This is a genomic window from Salinispora goodfellowii (genome assembly GCF_059570675.1).
Genome location: NZ_JCANTD010000003.1, coordinates 21812 through 40074, shown reverse-complemented (window position 1 = coordinate 40074; position 18263 = coordinate 21812). Strand labels below are relative to the sequence as shown.

Genomic DNA, 18263 nt, shown 5'->3' with positions numbered 1-18263 from the left:
GGGCTGTCCGCCCGGGTCCTTCGGCCCGGTCATCCGGCCCGGGGGGCCGAGTGTTCGTCCCGCGGGAGTTCGCGGTCCTACTCGTCATCCTCGTCGTCCAGCCGAGCCAGGTAGGTGGCGAAGCGCTCGATCGGGGTCTCGAATTCGGGGTTCTGGTCGACGAAGTCGCGTAGGCGCTCGGCGAGCCACTCGATGCTGACCTGCTCGTCGCCGCGGCGCTCGGTCAGTTCCTCGATCCCTCGGTCGGTGAAGTACATGCGTTCCTCGGTCACGTCGTGATGTGGGGGGCCGGGACGGTTGTCCCGGCCCCCCACACACAGGTACGGGTTGGGTGGTGCCTACGGGCGGGGGAGTGCGGCGTCGAGCAGGGCGGAGAGCTCGACGTCGTGCATCTTGGCCGAGCCGACCGCCGGGGCGGCGGCCGCTGGGCGGGAGATGCGGCGCAGCCGTACCCCGTCCAGGTGTTCCAGCATGTTGAGCGCGACGAACGACCAGGCGCCCTGGTTGGCCGGCTCCTCCTGGACCCAGGCGAAGTCCTCCGCGTTCGGGTACGCCGCGAGCGCGGCCCGAATCTCCTCGATCGGCATCGGGTAGAGCTGCTCGACCCGGATGATCGCGGTGTCGGTGATACCGCGATCCTGCCGGGCCTGGAACAGGTCGTAGTAGACCTTGCCCGAGCAGAGCAACACCCGCTGCACCTGCTCCGGGGCGGGGGCGCCCCCGTCGGGCAGCACCGGCTGGAAGGTGCCGTTGGTGAAGTCCTCGACCTGCGAGACGCAGAGCCGGTGCCGCAGCAGGGACTTCGGCGTGAAGACGATGAGGGGCTTGCGCTTCGGCGACAGGGCCTGGCGACGCAGCAGGTGGAAGTAGTTCGCCGGGGTCGTCGGGATCGCCACCCGCATGTTGTCCTCGGCGCAGAGCTGGAGGAACCGTTCCGGGCGGCCGGAGGTGTGGTCCGGGCCCTGGCCCTCGTGGCCGTGCGGCAGCAGCAGCGTGACCGCGGAGCGCTGACCCCACTTCACCTCGCCGGAGGAGATGAACTCGTCGATCACCGACTGGGCCCCGTTGACGAAGTCACCGAACTGGGCCTCCCAGCAGACCAGCGCGTTGACGTTCTCCACCGAGTAGCCGTATTCGAAGCCCATCGCCGCGTACTCGGACAGGAGCGAGTCGTGCACGAAGAACCGGGACCGCTCACCGCCGACGGTGAGTGCCTCCAGGGGCAGGTGGTCGTCGCCGGTCTCGGCGTCAACGACGGAGGCGTGCCGCTGCACGAAGGTGCCGCGGCGCGAGTCCTGCCCGGCGAGCCGGATGGTGACCCCGTCGTGCAGCAACGCGCCGAAGGCGATGATCTCGCCGAAGCCCCAGTCGATGTTGCCCTCGCTGGCCATCTTGGCCCGCCGGTCGAGCAGCTGCTGGATCCGCTTGTGCGGGGTGAATGCCGCCGGCAGGTTGAGGTGCGCCTCGCCGATCGTCCGGATCACATCGGCGTCGGTGGCGGTCTCCACCGGTGGCTCGGGTTCGTCCTTGCGCTGCGGGCGGCTGAGCTGACGGGGTGCGGTGGCGGCGTCCCGGGTGGCCTTGAAGACCCGCTCCAGCTGCGCCTGGTAGTCGCGCAGCAGCTCCTCCGCGTCCTCCACGGTGATGTCGCCCCGCCCGATCAGCTCCTCGGTGTAGAGCTTGCGAACCGATCGCTTCGAGTCGATGATCCGGTACATCTCCGGGTTCGACATTGATGGGTCGTCGCCCTCGTTGTGCCCGCGGCGCCGGTAGCAGACCAGGTCGATGACGACATCCTTGTTGAACGTCTGCCGGTACTCGAAGGCCAGCTGGGCGACGCGCACCACGGCCTCCGGGTCGTCACCGTTGACGTGGAAGATCGGCGCCTGGATCATCCGGGCCACGTCGGTGCTGTAGAGGCTGGAGCGGCTGTACTCCGGTGCGGTGGTGAAGCCGACCTGGTTGTTGACCACCACGTGCACCGTGCCGCCGGTGCGGTAGCCACGGAGCTGGGACAGGTTCAGCGTCTCGGCGACGACTCCCTGACCGGCGAAGGCCGCATCCCCGTGCACCGCCAGCGGCAGTACGGTGTAGCCCTCCAGCTTGAGGTCGATCCGGTCCTGCTTGGCCCGGACGATGCCCTCCAGCACCGGGTCGACGGCCTCCAGGTGCGACGGGTTCGCCACCACCGAGACCTTGACCGAGTGCTCGCCGTCCGGGGTGGTGAACTTGCCGTTCTGCCCGAGGTGGTACTTCACGTCGCCGGAGCCCTGCGTGGAGCGCGGGTCCAGGTGTCCCTCGAACTCGGAGAAGATCTTCTCGTACGGCTTGCCGACGATGTTGGCCAACACGTTCAGCCGGCCCCGGTGCGCCATGCCGATGACGACCTCGTCCAGCCCACCTTCGGCAGATGCCTCCAACACCTCGCCGAGCAGCGGAATCAGCGACTCGCCCCCCTCCAATGAGAAGCGCTTCTGGCCGACGTACTTGGTCTGCAGGAAGGTTTCGAAGGCCTCCGCGGCGTTCAGTCGGTTGAGGACGTGCTTCTGCTCGTTGACCGCCGGCTTCTCGTACTTGCGCTCGACCCGCTGCTGGATCCAGCGCCGCTCCTCCGGGTCCTGGATGTGCATGTACTCGATGCCGACCCGGCGGCAGTAGGTGTCCCGGAGTACGCCGAGGACACTGCGCAACTTCATCCGCTGCCGGTTGGCGAACCCGTTCACCGGGAACTGGCGGTCCAGATCCCAGAGGGTGAGCCCGTGCTGGAGGACGTCCAGGTCCGGGTGCTTGCGGATCTTGAACTCCAGCGGGTCGGTGTCGGCCATCAGATGGCCCCGCACCCGGTAGGCGTGGATCAGCTCGTGGACCCGGGCAGTCTTGTTGATCTGCCCCTCGCCGTCGATCGCGACGTCGCGCATCCAGCGCACCGGCTCGTACGGGATGCGGAGCGAGGTGAAGATCTCGTCGTAGAAGCCGTGCTCGCCGAGGAGCACCTCATGCATCACCTTGAGGAACTCGCCGGACTGCGCGCCCTGGATGATCCGGTGGTCGTAGGTGCTGGTCAGCGTGATGACCTTACTGACCGCCAACTCGGCGAGGGTGCCCTCGCTCATGCCCTGGTACGGCGCCGGGTACTCCATCGCGCCGACCCCGATGATCGCGCTCTGGCCGGTCATGAGTCGTGGCATCGAGTGCACGGTGCCGATGCCGCCGGGGTTGGTCAGCGAGATGGTGGTGCCGCCGTGGTCCTCCATGGTCAGCTCGTTCTTCCGAGCCCGCCGGACCACGTCCTCGTACGCCTGCCAGAACTGGCGGAAGTCCAGCTGCTCGCAGGCCTTGATGGAGGGCACCACCAGGTTGCGGCTGCCGTCCGGCTTGACCAGGTCGATCGCGATTCCGAGGTTGATGTGCTCGGGGCGGACCAGCGCCGGTTTGCCGTCCACGACGGCGAAGGAGTTGTTCATCTCCGGGTGCATCGCCAGCGCGCGGACCAGCGCGTACCCGACCAGGTGGGTGAAGCTGACCTTCCCGCCGCGGCCCCGGGCGAGATGGTTGTTGATCACGATGCGGTTGTCCACCAGCAGCTTGGCCGGAACGGCGCGCACGCTGGTCGCGGTCGGCACGCTCAACGAGGCGTCCATGTTCTGGACGATCTTGGCGGCGACCCCGCGTAGCGGTGCGGTCTGCGGGCCGGACGAGGTGGGTGCGGCGGCCGGCTTGGCGGCGGCCGGCTTCGTGGCGGCCGGCTTCGTGGCGGCCGGCTTGGCGGCGGCGGGCTTACTGGGAGCGGGCCTGCTGGGAGCGGCCTTGGTCGACCCGGACTTGCGCTCCGGGGTGGCAGCGGGCGGTGCGGCCGAGGACGCCGGCCGACCGTCGGGCTCCGGCTTCGCGACCGGTTCGCCATCCCGCGTCTCTCCCGGGCCCGGGGTGGGCCGGTAGTCGGCGAAGAAGTCGTGCCAGGCCGGGTCGACGCTGGTGGGGTCGGTGAGGAACCGCTGGTACATCTCTTCGACGATCCACTCGTTCGGGCCGAAACCCGCCAGTGGGTTCTCCTGCGAGGTCTGCTGGGTCGACACGGCCGGTAATCGCCTCTTTCACGCAAGTTTGTGGGTTACGCCGAACGCCGGGGGCCCCCGGACACACGAGTCAGGTTCCAGGCTACGCCGTACCAAACCGATAGGAGTTGCCGACTCGGCTCCGTGGGGGGTTTCACAGAAAATGCCAGAAGTTCGCCAGTCGGGGTGCCTCCCGCCAGCTCCTGGTAACCCGGCCCGAGCCCGTTGGCCGCGGACGGGCGTACCTGCCCGAAGAGCAGGTACGCCGCCCACCTGATGGTTCCGTCAGGAGATGTCCCGCCGACGCATGATGAGGATGCCGATCAGCCCGGAGACCAGCCCATAGCCGATGAGTACGGCGGCGCCGGCCCAGCGCGGCGGCTCCCCTGGAATGTCGACACCGGTGATCATGAGCGCGGAGGCCAGCGACGGCACCAGCACCTGCAGGTTGTTGATCCAGTCGCCGAATTTGTTCGCCGCCATGGTGAGCACGGTCAGTGCCCCGGCCGTGCCCCCCAGATACAGCAGAATCCCGGTGACAGAGGCGCCGATCTGGCTGCGGATGAGCGTCCCCAGACCAACCCCGAAGAACGCCCAGAGCAGGTAGGCCAGCCCGTTGAGGGCAACGGCCTCCCAGACGGCGCCGCCCCACTGGGCGCCCACCCCGACCTGCTCCAGGATCGCTGGTCCGGCGAGCAGGTTCGCCCCGGTCGTCCCCAGCCAGAAAATCAGCGCCAGGCAGGCGGTCGCGGCGAGCTTGGCCAGGACGACCGCGCTCCGCCGCGGAGTGGTCAGGAAGGTGGTGGTCACGGTCTGGTGGAAGAACTCACCGGTCACCACGATGATGCCGAGCAGCATCACCATCAGCAGACCGAGGAACTGGCCGTTGGTGTAAAGATTGGCCGCCAGCGCATCCGGCTGGGACACCGCCCCCACCAACTCGGCCTCTTCCGCCGGCATGCCGTCGCGGCGGTCCTGGGCGAGAAACTCGGTCTGCCCCCAGTTGACCAGCAACGCGATGCCCCACAGTGGCAGGTAGATCAGAGCCATGATCCACCACGTCTTGGTCGTACGGACCTTGAACAGCTCGGCTCGGATCAGGTTGCTCATCGGATGCCTGCCCTTCCGGCCGTCAGCTCCAGGAAGACGCCCTCCAGGTCGGGGCGTTCGGTGGCGAGTTCGTGTAGTTCCACGCCGGCGGCCAGGGCGGCCCGGCCGACCGTCGGCCCGTCCGCACCGACGACCAGCAGCGCTCCCCGGTCGTCCACCTCCACCGTCGCCGACGCCTGCTCCAGCGCGGCGCGCAGCGTCTCGGCCTGCGGGGTGCGCACCCGGACCCGGGCGGTCTGCGCCATCGAGCCGATGACCTGATCCACTGGACCCTGCCGGACCAGTTGGCCGGCCGCGATGATGACGACATCGTCCGCTAGGAGCTGCATCTCCGACAGCAGGTGGCTGGAGACCAGCACGGTGCGCCCCTCGGCGGCCAGGCTCTTCAGGAAGCCGCGCATCCACCGGATGCCCTCCGGGTCGAGCCCGTTGGCCGGCTCGTCCAGAATCAGCACCCGGGGGTCGCCGAGCATCGCCGCGGCGATGCCCAGGCGCTGCTTCATGCCCAGCGAGTAGCCCTTGAACCTGCGCCGGCCCGCTGGCGCCAGACCGACCTGGGCCAGCACCTCGTCAGCCCGGGAGCGGGGCAGCCCGGCGGCGGTGCAGATCATCCGCAAATGGTTGATCCCGGTGCGCCCCCGGTGCGCGCTGGACGCCTCCAGCACCGCGCCGACGTGCCGCAGCGGGTCGGTCAGGTTGGCATACCGTTGCCCGTCGATGGTCGCCCGGCCGGCTGTCGGCGTGACCAGGCTCAGCAGCATGCGCAGGGTGGTGGTCTTGCCGGCACCGTTCGGGCCCAGGAACCCGGTGACCCGACCCGGCTCCACCCGGAAGGAGAGGCCGTTGACCGCGCGAACGCTGCCGTAGATCTTTGTCAGCCCGGAGACCAGGATCTCACCGGTGGTGTCGGGGCTCGACCGTCCGTCCGTCATTCTTCTCCCAGGTTGTGTCGGGCTTACCATCGCCAGTTTGACCGCGCGGCGCAAACTCACCGCGGCCTGGGATTCTGCCCCGACCGATGCCGGTCGGCTACCCCGCTATCCAGGTGGCGCGGGCGTAGCCCAGAAGGCTGCCGTCCGGGGCGAACAAGCTGCTGTGCACCTCGGCTTTGCGGCCCTGGGCACGGGTCAGCACCCCGGTGACCACGCACTCGTCGCCAGGGCGCGGTGCGGCCAGCACGACCGCGGAGATCCGACCCAGCAGGTATGGCCGGCCGGGGGCGATCACCGACCAGCCCCCGGGGCAGTCCAGCGCCGCCCAGGTGGTGACCACGTCCGCTCCCGCTGGAACCCGGAACGGGGCGGCGGTGTGCCCCGCGGAGAGCGGACCGGGGAAGATCCGCAGCCCGTCGGCATGCTCCGGGCCACACACGAAGCAGCTGGGAAACGGGTGGTTGACCAGCCCGGGGTAGTCGGCTGCGGCAGCCCGGGCGGTCGCCAGATCCACCGGTTCCGCCATCGGGTCGAAGGCGGCAACCGTCGCGATCTCGGCGACGAGGTGGCCGGCTGGGTCGCGGACCTCGCCCGCGTCGAGGGTCAACGGCGTCTCCAGTGGCGGCGGCCGGCGCAGGGTCACCTCTACCGGGTCCGCGTCGGCTCGGGGGTGCCGACTGCCGGGCGTCGGTAGCGGAGCGTTCCGGGCGGCCACCGCGAATGTACCCGCGCTCCACCCGCCGTTTCCCGAGCCCGCCGGGCCGTTGTGCCGCGAGTCGATGATCACGCAGTCCTCCTCCGGTCGGCGCCGGCCCGGTCGCCGGGGCCGCCGGGCAGCCTCCCACGGTCCTGCCGCAGCTGCCCAGGGGCGGCCGGATCCTCCCTCCTTCACAGGGTTTTTTCAGGAACCACCCAGGTGCGTCGCAGCCGGGGCGCGGATGATGGCCGCATGGCGGCTACCCAGACCGAGGCCCGACTGCTCGTCGTCGAGGACGACCCGAACATTCTCGAGCTGCTCTCCGCGAGCCTGCGCTTCGCTGGTTTCGACGTGGCGACTGCGACCAGCGGTAGCGCCGCCCTGAGCACGGCGAAGACGCACCGCCCCGATCTGGTCGTGTTGGACATCATGCTGCCGGACCTGGACGGGTTCGAGGTCATCCGGTTGCTGCGCGAGGGAGGCACCCGTACCCCGGTCGTCTTCCTGACCGCGCGGGACGCCACCGACGACAAGATCCGCGGCCTGACCCTGGGTGGCGACGACTACGTGACCAAGCCGTTCAGCCTGGAGGAGTTGACCGCCCGGATCCGGGCGGTACTGCGTCGCAGCGTCAGCGGTGAGCAGGCCCCGGCCCGGCTCACCTTCGCCGATCTCGAACTCGACGAGGAGGCCCACGAGGTGCACCGGGCGGGGCAGCGGGTGCAGCTCTCCCCGACGGAGTTCAAGCTGCTGCGTTACCTGATGCTGAACGCCAACCGGGTGCTCTCCAAGGCGCAGATCCTCGATCACGTCTGGAACTACGACTTCCGGGGCGACGACAACATCGTTGAGTCGTACATATCGTATCTTCGGCGCAAGGTCGACAACACCCAGCCCCGGTTGATCCACACTCTTCGCGGGGTCGGGTACGTGCTCCGCAAGCCGGCAGCGTGAACGCCGTCGCACAGGCGAAGGCCGGGCTGCGCCGGATCCCGCTCCGGGTCAAGCTGATCGCCGCGGTCCTCACCCTGGTGGCGGTCGCGCTCCTGGTGATCAGCACGTTGACCACGGTTTTCCTCCGGAGCTACCTCATCGACCAGGTGGACGGGGGGTTGAGGGTCACGACCCAAAACTTCGACTCTTCTCGGTTACCGTCCGGCGAGTTCAACATGTCCGATCGTATGCCTGTCTTTCCGACGGACTATCTGATCGTCGTAATAAGTGCCAGAACCGGGCCGAACGGCGTGGGGTGGTACGACGAAAACCGGTTCGAGGATCGGGACCTGCCCCCGGTGTCGGCGGACGTCGCGGCGCTTCGGCACCTGGCTGACGAGCCGTTCACTGTCCGCGCCGAGGGCAGCGATGTGCACTGGCGAATGCTCTACACGGAACTGCCGACCGGAGAGTGGCTGGCCGTCGGGCAGCACCTGACCGAGGTGGATCAGGCCGTCAAGCGGCTGGTCTGGATCGACCTGCTGGTGGGCACGTCGGTGTTGCTCCTGCTCGCCTCGATCGGCGCGGGCATCGTCCGCGCCAGCCTGAAGCCCCTCGACGAGATCGAGCAGACCGCCGCCGCGATCGCCGGCGGCGACCTGACCCGCCGGGTGCCGGATCCCGAGGCGGGTAACCCCCAGCCGACCTCGGAGCTGGGGCGGCTGTCCCGGGCGCTCAACATGATGCTCACCCAGATCGAGGCGGCCTTCACCGCCCGCGCCGCCTCGGAGACCGCCGCCCGCGCCGCCGAAACCACCGCTCGGGACGCCGCCGCGCACGCGCAGGCGTCCGAGGCCCGTGCGCGGAGCTCTGAGGAGCGGATGCGGCAGTTCGTCGCGGACGCCTCGCATGAGCTGCGTACCCCACTGACGACCATCCGGGGCTTCGCCGAGCTGTACCGGCAGGGCGCTGCGCGGGATCCTGAGCAGACCGGCGACCTGCTGCGTCGGATCGAGGACGAGGCGGCCCGGATGGGGCTGCTGGTGGAGGATCTGCTGCTGCTCGCCCGGCTGGACCGGGAGCGTCCGCTGTCGCCGGCCCCGGTCGAGCTGCCGGTGCTGGCCGCCGACGCGGTGGCGGCGGCCCGGGCGGTGGCCCCGGACCGGCGGATCGACCTGGACATCGTCGCGGGCTCCGGGCCACTGGTGGTGTACGGCGACGACGCGCGACTGCGGCAGGTGATCGGCAACCTGATGACCAACGCCCTGACGCACACCCCACCGGGGGCGTCGGTGACGCTACGGCTGCGGTCCGAGCCCGGTGCGCTGGCGGTGGTGGAGGTCGCCGACACCGGGCCGGGGCTCTCCGGTGAGCAGGCCGAGCGGGTGTTCGAGCGCTTCTACCGGGCGGACGCGGCCCGGACCCGCCGGGCCGGTGGCAACACCGGGACCGGGCTGGGCCTGGCGATCGTCGCCGCGCTGGTCGCCGCCCACCAGGGCACGGTGGAGGTGGCGCAGACTCCGGGCGGAGGCGCGACGTTCCGGGTCCGGCTGCCCCTGGCGCCGGCGCCGACCGGTGACGAGGTGTAATTTCAGCCAATCCACAGCTGGGTTTCAGGCTGATCGAAGTGGTAGCGGAGAAGGTGGTTCCATGACCGACTACGAGTCCGACCCGCAGCGTCGGCAGACCCCCGGGGAGGCCGAGGCGCCGCACCCCACTGTCGATCTGTCCCGCCTCGAGGGCACCCAGTCCGACTCTTCGGCCGCTACCCCCGGTGCGGACCGGGACGCCGCGCTGCCCGCCGACGCCCCGGCCGACCGTACGGAGGTGTTGCCGTCCCCGGCCCCGGACACCCCGCTGTCGGCCGACCCCGCGGTGCCGCTCGACCCCCCGCTCGGTGCCGCGCCCGTCACCGGGCCGCCCGGTGGGCACCCCTATCCACCCGGCTACTCGCCACAACACCCCGGCACTCCCTGGTACGGGCCGCAGTCCGCCGCGTGGAGCGGGGGGCAGCCGGGCGGGTACGGAGCCCCGTTCTACCCGGGTCAACCAGCGCAGTTGCCCGGGCAGCCCACACCACCGTGGGTGGCACCGCGAACCGCTCCGAATCCGGGCAGCCGGGCCGCGAAGTTCATCGGTGCGGGCGTCGCGGTGCTCGCCCTGATGTTCGGCTCTGGTGTCGCCGGCGGTGCACTCGCACTTGCCCTGAGTGACAGTTCCGGCGTCACGCGCACCTACTCTGCGGCCCCGATCATCGACAGCGCCGACCTGCCGGGGATCGCTGCCGCGGTGCAGCCCAGCGTGGTGTCGATCGGCACTGACACTGGCGGGGGCTCGGGCGTGATCCTCACCGCCGACGGATACGTGCTGACCAACAACCACGTGATCGCCACCGCTAGCGGCGGCACCGTGCTGGTGACCTTCGCCGACGGCGAGACGGTGTCGGCGCAGATCAAAGGCACCGACCCCAAGACCGACCTGGCGGTGGTGAAGGCCGCCGGGGTCAGCGACCTGAGGCCGGCGGAGTTCGGCGACAGCGACGCGATGCAGGTCGGCGATCAGGTCCTCGCCCTCGGTAGCCCACTGGGCCTGCAGGGGTCGGTGACCGCCGGCATCCTCAGCGCACGGGACCGCACCATCCAGGCCGGCGGTTCGGAGCAGGACCCGGCGGCGGGAGTCACCTCGATCTCGGGGCTGTTGCAGACCGACGCGCCGATCAATCCGGGTAACTCCGGTGGGGCGCTGGTCAACACCCGAGGTGAGGTGATCGGGATCAACACCGCGATCGCCACCAGCGGCCAAGGCAGCACCGGCAACATCGGGGTCGGCTTCGCCATCCCCAGCAACAAGGCAAAGGATGTCGCCGAGCCGCTGCAACGGGGCGAGAAGGTCAGCCACCCCACCCTCGGCGTCAGCGTCAAAGCCGCGGAGGGCGGCGGCGCCCTGGTGGCCGAGGTCCTCCCCGGCAGCGCTGCCGAGCGGGCGGGCTTCCAGCAGGGCGACGTCATCATCCGGTTCGGCGAGAAGGTGATCAGCGACTCCGAAGATCTGGTCGCCGTGGTCCAGGCCGGGAAGGTGGGCGACCGGGTGGATGTGACCTACAAGCGAAACAATGTTGAAGCGACGGCAACCGTGACGCTCGCCGAAGCGTCCTAAGAAGTGATGCCCACCCAGGGCGTCACTGCGATCGGGACTTTCCTCCTCCCTCCAGCGGCGGGTGGTGGAGCCAAGGGGGTTGGCTCCACCACCCGCCGCGTCCGTTGGGGACGGTGGTTCACCCCGCTGGTGGGGTGAACCACCGTCACCTCGGCTGCCGGCGTCGGCGGGCGAACCAGGGCCGGCCGGAGCAGCGAGGATGCGCCCGGCTTGTCCGGTTTAGTTGGGTGGCTACCGGGAATCCGCCCCCGACTGGCAGCCGTGCTGGGGGCGGGCATGGCGGTGCTCACCGGCGGCCCCGGAGGGGGACTCGTGGCGCGCAACCGCGGGGACGGCAGCGTGGCCGGGCGGCCACTACGGATCGCGATGGTGATCCCGCCGTGGCTGTCGGTGCCGCCAGCCGGCTACGGCGGCCTGGAGCAGGTCGTCGCTGGCCTCGTGGACGGGCTCACCGCCCGGGGCCACCCGGTGACCCTCTTCGGGGCGGGTGAGCAGACCGGGACCACCGCCCGCTACGTCTCGACCGACGCCGAGCTGAAGTTTCACCGGATGGGTGAGGCACTGCCCGAGCTGGCCCACCTCGTTCAGGTGAATCAGTTCGTCACTCCGGAACATTTCGATGTGGTCCACGACCACACCACGATCGGCCCCCTGTTGGCCGGACGCCGGTCCGTGCCCACCGTCGCCACCGTGCACGGCAACCCGATCGGGGAGTACGGCACCATTCTTGGGGATATCGACCGAGGTGTCGGTCTGGTGGCCATCTCCCACGCCCAACGGCGGCTCAACCCGCGGCTGCCCTGGGTAGCCACCGTGCACAACGGGCTGGACATCGAAGATATCCCGCACAAGCTGACGCCGGGTCGGGGGCCGGTGCTCTGGCTGGCCCGGTTCAGTCCGGACAAGGGACCCGACCTCGCCATCCGTGCCTGCCGAGCGGCCGGCCTGCCACTGATCCTCGCCGGCAAGTGCAACGAACCGGCCGAACGTCGCTACTTCGACGAGGTGGTCCGGCCGATGCTCGGCGCTGATGTCACCGTCATCCTCGACGCCGACCGGCGGGACTCGTTCCGTCTGCTGCTCGACGCCCGCTGTCTGGTGCTGCCGATCCAGTGGGAGGAGCCGTTCGGCGTCGTCATGCTGGAGGCGATGGCCACCGGGACGCCGGTGGTGGCGCTACGTCGAGGTGCCGTGCCGGAGTTGATCGTGCCGGGCCGAACCGGTCTGATCTGCGAGAGCGGGGACGAGTTGCCGGGGGCGCTGCGGATGGCGGGCGGCCTGGACCCGGCGGTCTGCGTCGCGCATGTGGCGGAGCACTTCTCCACCGCCCGGCTGGTTGACGGCTACGAGGCGGTGCTGCAGCGGTTCGTCTCGGCGGTGGTCCCCGCGCGCGAACCCGCCCCCACCACGTTCCGCTGAGGGCGGCGGCGTAGCCCATGCCAGGATGGCAGCTATGGCTGGGGGTCCGGTGGCGTTCGTGCTCGGTGGCGGCGGCGTTCTCGGTGCGGTCGAGGTCGGCATGCTGCGTGCTCTGTTCCGCGCCGAAATTCGACCCGACCTGGTGTTCGGCACCTCGATTGGTGCGGTCAACGGAGTGCTGGTGGCCGCCGATCCGTCCACTGCGGTTACCGACCGGTTGATCCGGCTCTGGGCCTCCCCCGAGGCGAGCGAGGTGTACGGCGACTCGGTGGCCCGGCAGCTACGCCGGTTCGCCGCGCGTACCCATCTGCACTCGCCGCGGCCACTGCGCACACTGTTGGAGCGGGAACTCGGCGCCGACACCACCTTCGCGGACCTGCGGGTGCCCTTCCGCTGCTGCGCGGCGAACATCGAGCGGGCCGCCGAGCACTGGTTCGACACCGGGCCGGTGGTACCGGCCGTCCTCGCCAGCGCCTCCGTGCCGGGTCTTCTCCCCCCAGCCCAGATCGACGGCCAGCACTACATCGACGGCGGTGTGGTCAACCCGATCCCGGTCGGCGAGGCGGTGGCGGCTGGAGCCACCCGGATCTTCGTGCTTCAGGTGGGGCGAATCGAACGCGAGCTCAGCCCACCACGGCGGCCCTGGGAGATCTCCCAGGTCGCGCTTGAGATCGCCCGCCGGCACCGGATTGCCCGCGAGCTGGCCGCCGTGCCCGACGGGGTCCAGGTGCATGTGCTGCCGACCGGAGGTATCCAGCCCCGGGAGGACTCGCCGTGGGCGTACCGGGACACGGCGGCGGTGGGGCGGCGGATCAGCCGGGCCTACACGGCCTCGCGGCACTACCTGGCCCAGCTGGACCGCTGATGCCACCACCACCCCGGTGGCTGTGCGGGACGCGCCAGAACGGGTCCACGTAGGGTGACCGGGTGGAGGAGATCTGTGTGGTGACGACGGTGGTGGACGAGCGCTCGGTCGCGGCGGGGCTCGCGGACGCGGCGGTGGCCGATCACCTGGCGGCCTGTGCACAGGTGGGTGGCCAGGTGGACAGCACGTACTGGTGGCAACAGCGCGTCGAGACCAACTCTGAGTGGTCCGTGCAGTTCAAGACCGCCCCGGGGCGAGTCGGCGCGCTGGTCGAGCAGATTCAGGCCAACCATCCCTACGACGTACCGGAGATCCTGGTGAACCGGGTGGAGAGCAACCCCGACTACGCCGCCTGGGTCCACGAGCAGACCCGTCCGTAGCCCACCCCGGTAGGGCGTACCCCACCTCCAGTCGGGGGCGTACCACCACCACCGGCCGGGGTGTATTCCCACCTCCAGCCGGGGGCGTACCGGCTTACCGGGCGCAACCCTCCTCGGCAGACTCGGTGCCGATGGTCGAGCTGACCGGCGCGACCGGAGTCGAGTAGGGGGTGGGCGAGTATGCGGCAGGTGGTGTCGGATCCGCCGGTACGGGGCAGTGACTACGCCGAGTTGTCCCGGCGGATTCGCGCGGCAGGGCTGCTGGAGCGCCGTCCCGGCTGGTATGCGGTTCGGATCGGGTTGACCACCGCGTTCTTCGGCGCGGCCTGGGCGCTGGTCATCCTCGTGGGCGACTCCTGGGGACAGGCCGCGGTCGCGGTACTGATGGCGGTGGCCAGCACCCAGGTGGCCTTCCTCGGTCACGACGCCGGGCACCGGCAGATGTTCCGGCGGCGCGGGCCGAGCGAACTGGTCGGTCTGCTCGCTGGGAACCTGGCGGTCGGGCTCAGCTACGGGTGGTGGGTGGAGAAGCACAATCGGCACCACGCCAACCCCAACCACGCCGATGAGGATCCGGACGTGGGGGCGGGCGCGTTGGTCTGGTCGGTGGAGCAGGCCCGGGCGACCCGGGGGTTCGCTCGGTGGCTGGCGCGCCGGCAGGCGTTCCTCTTCTTCCCGATGCTGCTGTTGGAAGGGCTGAACCTGCATCTGTCGAGCCTGCGAGCCATCGTTGGGCGGGGGCCGGACGGGCGGTTCCAGACGCCGATGCGGCACCGGGGTGCTGAGGCGGTCCTGCTCGCCGCGCACACCGTCCTCTACGCCGGTGGCCTGCTGCTGGTGATGTCACCGGGGAAGGCGGTGGTCTTCGCGGTGGTGCACCAGGGGCTGTGGGGGCTGTACATGGGGTGCGCGTTCGCCCCGAATCACAAGGGTATGCCGATGCCGACCGCCGTTGACCAGCTGGACTTCCTGCGGAAGCAGGTGATCACCTCACGGAACGTACGAGGTGGTCGGTTTGTCGATGTCGCGTTGGGTGGGTTGAACCAGCAGATCGAGCATCACCTGTTTCCGAGTATGCCGCGCGACAACCTGCGCCGGGCCCAACCGATCGTCCGGGCCTACTGCGCGCAGCGGGGGGTCCCGTACGTCGAGGTGGGAGTGGTGGAGTCGTACCGGCAGGCGCTCGCGCACCTGCATGCGGTCGGCCGACCGTTGCGCTGAGCGGGTAGCGCCCCCGGGTAGCGAGCTGGCGTCGACACCGTTGGTCAGCTCCCTACCAGCGGTGCCGGTAGGGTCGGCGCATGGCAGCCGTGCGCACCGGGCGGAGGGCGACCCTCGTGGGGGAGATCCGATGAGATTCGAGATCAGCAAGGTGCTGGACGCCATTGAGGGCCGGGTGTCCACCGACCCCTGGCTGACCCGCGCGGTGCTCGACCTGGCCGAGGTGATCCGATACCAGGATATTGACGGTGGCCGGCCGGCCAGTCTGCTCCGCCTCGGCATGGTGATCGACGCCCTGGCGCGTCACTTGGAGGAGGAAAGCGTCCCGGTCTACGCGGTGGTGCACCGGGGCGTACTCTCCGACGCCGACCTGACCTCGAACGAGCGGATGGTGGTGCGGCGCTGGGCCGATGACGGCCTGGTGGAGGTGCTGGACAATCCCGGTGGTCGGATGCTGGAGGTCGCCGACCTGCTCGGGCTTCCGGTGCTGAGCCGGGCCCGGTTCGACGGGTTGCGGGGGCGCTACCCCTGGGTGGCCGACCAGCCGGGCCGGGTGGTCGCCCCGGTACCCGCCCAGAGTGGGCCGACCTTCGTCGCGCACGTCGGGGGCGGGGACGCTCTCTCCGCCGGGGAACGGTCCGTGGCCGGCGCCAAGCTGTTGGCCCGGCACTGGCGCTGCCCCGAGTCCCCGTGCGCGCTCTTCGGCCAGGGCGGTGGGGGTGGGGCCTTTGCCGATCTGGCCGCGGTCAGCGATCGCAGCCCGGTGACGCAGCCGCCGCCCAGTCTGCGCGGGGGAGCGCCGACCTGCCCCCGGCACGGTGCTCGGCTCAGCGACGCGGGCCCGCGTCCGCGGTCGGCGGTGTTGGCGGTCCGGGTCGGTGGCCTGATCCGGCGTCGGTTCGTGCTCTCCGACTCCGAGCCGGTGCTGGTCGGGCGTGCTCCGGAGGCTGACGGCGGGATCATCCTCGGCCAGTGGCTCAACGATGAGGCCCGCCGGTGGATCAGCCGCAGCCACCTGCGACTGGAGTTGCGGGTCGGCGAGATCGTCGTCACCGACGTGAGTACCAACGGCTCGGGGATCCGGCCGAACGGGTCGATGGTGGAGGCGGAGCGGGTCCCGCTGGCGCCGCAGCAGTCTCGGGTGCTGGCCGAGGGGGACATGGTGGAGCTGTACCCGGGCGTGCAGGTCGGGCGCCCGGACGAACTGCCGGCTGGCGCGCCGTACACCCCGGCCTCGGTGATGGCGGAGGCGCCGACGATGGCGATGCGCCTGCCGCGTTGACCGGCCCCGGCAGGGGGTGCCGGGTCACCCGACCCGGCACGCCCGCTTCGGTACGGGGCTATCCGGTGAGGATCGCAGCGAGCTGTGCCACCGTGTGGTCGGTCTCGTCCTCGGTGATGACCAGGGGCGGGGCCAGGCGGAGGGTGGAGCCGTGGGTGTCCTTGGCGAGGATGCCGCGGCTCATCAGCCGTTCGCTCGCCGCCCGCCCGCTCATCAGGGCCGGGTCGATGTCCAGGCCGGCCCAGAGCCCGCGGCCCCGGACCGCGAGCAGGCCCTTGCCGACCAGCGCCTGAAGCCCGGCGTGTAGCCGGGCGCCGAGCTCGGCGGAGCGGCGCTGGAACTCGCCGGTGGCCAGGAGCCGGACAACCTCGGTGGCGACCGCGGCGGCGAGGGGGTTGCCGCCGAAGGTGGAACCGTGCTGGCCCGGTTGGAGCACGCCGAGCACGTCGGCATCCGCCGCGACGGCCGAGACTGGCACGATGCCGCCACCGAGAGCCTTACCGAGCAGGTACATGTCCGGCACCACAGCTTCGTGCTCGCAGGCGAACGTGGTGCCGGTGCGGCCGAGGCCGGACTGGATCTCGTCGGCGAGGAGGAGCACGTTCTGGTCGGTGCAGACCCGCCGTACGCCCGGCAGGTAGCCGGCCGGTGGCACGATCACCCCCTGCTCGCCCTGGATCGGTTCGAGCAGCACCGCGACGGTGTTCTCGTCGATGGCGGCGGTCAGCGCCGCCAGGTCGCCGTAGGCGACGAGGCGGAAGCCCGGCGTGTACGGCCCGAAGTCGGCGCGGGCGTCCTCGTCGGTGGAGAAGCTGACGATGGTGGTGGTGCGACCGTGGAAGTTGCCCTCGGCCACCACAATGTTCGCCTGCTCCGCCGCGACCCCCTTGACCCGGTAGCCCCATTTGCGAGCCACCTTGATGCCGGTCTCGACGGCCTCGGCCCCGGTGTTCATCGGCAGCACCAGCTCCTTGCCGCAGAGCTGGGACAGCTCCCGACAGAAGTCGGCGAACTGGTCGTGGATGAAGGCGCGGCTGGTCAGGGTGAGCCGGTCCAGCTGGGCGTGGGCGGCTTCGACCAGCCGCGGGTGGCGGTGCCCGAAGTTGAGCGCCGAGTAGCCGGCCAGGCAGTCCAGGTAGCGGTGGCCGTCCACATCGGTCACCCAGGCGCCCTCGGCCGAGGAGATGACCACCGGCAGCGGATGGTAGTTGTGCGCTGTCCACCGTTGAGCGTCGCGTACGGCCGCGGGTGTCCGTACCTCGTCTTTGATCATCTACTTGCCTCCCTGCCGGAGTCGCAACGTGCAGCACTTCGGGCCGCCGCCGGCCTTACGCAGCTCGGACAGGTCGATCCCGATCGTCTGGTAGCCCCGCTCCCGCAGCTGCGCCGCCAACCCGGTGGCCTGCGCCGGCAGGACGACGTGCCGGCCGTCGCTGACCGCGTTGAGGCCCAGGACCGCGGCGTCGGCCATGCTGGCGAGTACGGCGTCCGGGAAGAGTCGGCGCAGCACCGCCTGGCTGCCGGGGGAGAATGCCTCGGGGAGGTACGCGATGGTGCGCTCGTCCAGCACGGTCAGCGCGGTGTCCAGGTGGTAGAAGCGGGGGTCCACCAGCTGCATGGTGAGGACCGGGTAGCCGAAGACCTCCTGCAACCGCGCATGGGCGGGGTGCGCGGTCCGGAACCCGGTGCCGGCGAGGAGGTAGCCACCGGCGAGCAGGATGTCGCCTTCGCCCTCGTTGACGTGCTTCGGGTCGTGCACTTCGAGGCCGGCGGCTTCGAACCAGGCCCGGTAGGCGGGTGCCTCGTCGGCGCGCTGCGGGTCCCGGAACTGCACCGCCATGGCCTGACCGCCGAGGACCGTGCCGCCGTTCGCGGCGAAGACCATGTCGGGGAGGCCCGGCAGCGGGGTGATCTCCTCGACGGCGTGGCCGAGATCCCGGTAGGTCTGGCGTAGCTGCTCCCACTGCCGGATCGCCAGGTCGACGTCGACCGGGGCGGTCGGGTCCATCCACGGGTTGATCGCGTAGTCGACGGCGAAGTGGGTCGGCCGGCACATGAGGAAGCGCTGGCGGGTGGCGTCCATCGGCATTGTCCTGCTCCCAGGGTTGGGCGCGCCCGGCCACCGTGGCCCGCGGGCTGGCGCCGTTGTTCCACGGTATGTGGGGCAGGCCAGCGGGATCCACCGTAGGAAGTTGCTTTGGCCGTCGGATCAT

The 18263-nt window shown here is 70.4% G+C and carries 15 protein-coding genes; 8 read left to right on the top strand and 7 right to left on the bottom strand.

The annotated features are described in order from the left end of the window. Positions 1 to 77: 77 nt before the first annotated feature. From T398_RS04925 to T398_RS04905, 5 genes are all read right to left on the bottom strand, one after another. On the bottom strand, positions 78 to 272 hold the full coding sequence (locus T398_RS04925; protein ID WP_018726034.1) for a DUF6104 family protein: 195 nt from the start codon (positions 270 to 272) through the stop codon (positions 78 to 80). 66 nt (positions 273 to 338) lie between these two features. Continuing rightward, positions 339 to 4076: a multifunctional oxoglutarate decarboxylase/oxoglutarate dehydrogenase thiamine pyrophosphate-binding subunit/dihydrolipoyllysine-residue succinyltransferase subunit gene (locus T398_RS04920; RefSeq protein ID WP_496445027.1), complete on the bottom strand. Its 3738-nt coding sequence runs from the start codon at positions 4074 to 4076 to the stop codon at positions 339 to 341. A 264-nt stretch (positions 4077 to 4340) separates the two neighbouring features. Further along, the gene (locus T398_RS04915) at positions 4341 to 5165 is read right to left on the bottom strand and encodes an ABC transporter permease (RefSeq protein ID WP_496445025.1); all 825 of its coding nucleotides are present in this window, start codon (positions 5163 to 5165) and stop codon (positions 4341 to 4343) included. After that, positions 5162 to 6097, bottom strand: coding sequence for an ABC transporter ATP-binding protein (locus T398_RS04910; RefSeq protein WP_496445023.1), 936 nt, complete (start codon positions 6095 to 6097; stop codon positions 5162 to 5164). The genes T398_RS04915 and T398_RS04910 overlap by 4 nt, the downstream gene beginning before the upstream one ends. A gap of 97 nt (positions 6098 to 6194) precedes the next feature. Next, the gene (locus T398_RS04905) at positions 6195 to 6884 is read right to left on the bottom strand and encodes a hypothetical protein (RefSeq protein WP_496445021.1); all 690 of its coding nucleotides are present in this window, start codon (positions 6882 to 6884) and stop codon (positions 6195 to 6197) included. A gap of 162 nt (positions 6885 to 7046) precedes the next feature. Between T398_RS04905 and T398_RS04900 the strand changes: the two genes are divergently transcribed. The 8 genes from T398_RS04900 to T398_RS04865 all read left to right on the top strand — a co-directional run bounded on the left by T398_RS04900 (position 7047) and on the right by T398_RS04865 (position 16050). Next, positions 7047 to 7748: a response regulator transcription factor gene (locus T398_RS04900; RefSeq protein ID WP_018726029.1), complete on the top strand. Its 702-nt coding sequence runs from the start codon at positions 7047 to 7049 to the stop codon at positions 7746 to 7748. After that, a complete protein-coding gene (locus T398_RS04895; RefSeq protein WP_496445019.1) occupies positions 7745 to 9316 on the top strand; it encodes a sensor histidine kinase in 1572 nt (523 codons plus the stop codon). Before T398_RS04900 ends, T398_RS04895 begins: the two co-directional genes overlap by 4 nt. A 61-nt stretch (positions 9317 to 9377) precedes the next feature. Further along, a complete protein-coding gene (locus tag T398_RS04890) occupies positions 9378 to 10883 on the top strand; it encodes a S1C family serine protease (RefSeq protein WP_496445017.1) in 1506 nt (501 codons plus the stop codon). Positions 10884 to 11159: 276 nt separating this feature from the next. Beyond that, a complete protein-coding gene (locus T398_RS04885; RefSeq protein WP_496445441.1) occupies positions 11160 to 12302 on the top strand; it encodes a glycosyltransferase family 4 protein in 1143 nt (380 codons plus the stop codon). Between the two features lie 34 nt (positions 12303 to 12336). After that, entirely contained in the window at positions 12337 to 13167 is an 831-nt protein-coding gene (locus tag T398_RS04880; protein WP_496445015.1) for a patatin-like phospholipase family protein, read from the top strand. Positions 13168 to 13229: 62 nt separating this feature from the next. Next, entirely contained in the window at positions 13230 to 13547 is a 318-nt protein-coding gene (gene cutA / locus T398_RS04875; protein ID WP_496445013.1) for a divalent-cation tolerance protein CutA, read from the top strand. Between the two features lie 180 nt (positions 13548 to 13727). Next, the gene (locus T398_RS04870) at positions 13728 to 14768 is read left to right on the top strand and encodes a fatty acid desaturase family protein (RefSeq protein ID WP_496445011.1); all 1041 of its coding nucleotides are present in this window, start codon (positions 13728 to 13730) and stop codon (positions 14766 to 14768) included. A gap of 130 nt (positions 14769 to 14898) precedes the next feature. Beyond that, entirely contained in the window at positions 14899 to 16050 is a 1152-nt protein-coding gene (locus T398_RS04865) for an FHA domain-containing protein (RefSeq protein ID WP_496445009.1), read from the top strand. Between the two features lie 58 nt (positions 16051 to 16108). Here the strand turns inward: T398_RS04865 and rocD are convergent, their stop codons facing one another. Next, positions 16109 to 17323 carry an ornithine--oxo-acid transaminase gene (rocD, locus tag T398_RS04860; RefSeq protein ID WP_496445007.1) on the bottom strand — a complete coding sequence of 405 codons (1215 nt, stop codon included), beginning with the start codon at positions 17321 to 17323 and terminating at the stop codon, positions 16109 to 16111. Next, positions 17324 to 18133, bottom strand: a complete 810-nt coding sequence (gene ddaH, locus T398_RS04855; RefSeq protein WP_496445440.1) for a dimethylargininase — start codon at positions 18131 to 18133, stop codon at positions 17324 to 17326. Between the last annotated feature and the right edge of the window lie 130 nt (positions 18134 to 18263).

Coding starts and splice junctions, on each gene's coding strand:
- T398_RS04880 (WP_496445015.1), top strand. CDS start 12,337: ATGGCTGGGGGTCCGGTGGCGTTCGTGCTCGGTGGCGGCGGCGTTCTC.
- T398_RS04915 (WP_496445025.1), bottom strand. CDS start 5,165: ATGAGCAACCTGATCCGAGCCGAGCTGTTCAAGGTCCGTACGACCAAG.
- T398_RS04865 (WP_496445009.1), top strand. CDS start 14,899: ATGAGATTCGAGATCAGCAAGGTGCTGGACGCCATTGAGGGCCGGGTG.
- T398_RS04910 (WP_496445023.1), bottom strand. CDS start 6,097: ATGACGGACGGACGGTCGAGCCCCGACACCACCGGTGAGATCCTGGTC.
- T398_RS04890 (WP_496445017.1), top strand. CDS start 9,378: ATGACCGACTACGAGTCCGACCCGCAGCGTCGGCAGACCCCCGGGGAG.
- rocD (WP_496445007.1), bottom strand. CDS start 17,323: ATGATCAAAGACGAGGTACGGACACCCGCGGCCGTACGCGACGCTCAA.
- T398_RS04870 (WP_496445011.1), top strand. CDS start 13,728: ATGCGGCAGGTGGTGTCGGATCCGCCGGTACGGGGCAGTGACTACGCC.
- T398_RS04900 (WP_018726029.1), top strand. CDS start 7,047: ATGGCGGCTACCCAGACCGAGGCCCGACTGCTCGTCGTCGAGGACGAC.
- T398_RS04885 (WP_496445441.1), top strand. CDS start 11,160: ATGGCGGTGCTCACCGGCGGCCCCGGAGGGGGACTCGTGGCGCGCAAC.
- ddaH (WP_496445440.1), bottom strand. CDS start 18,133: ATGGACGCCACCCGCCAGCGCTTCCTCATGTGCCGGCCGACCCACTTC.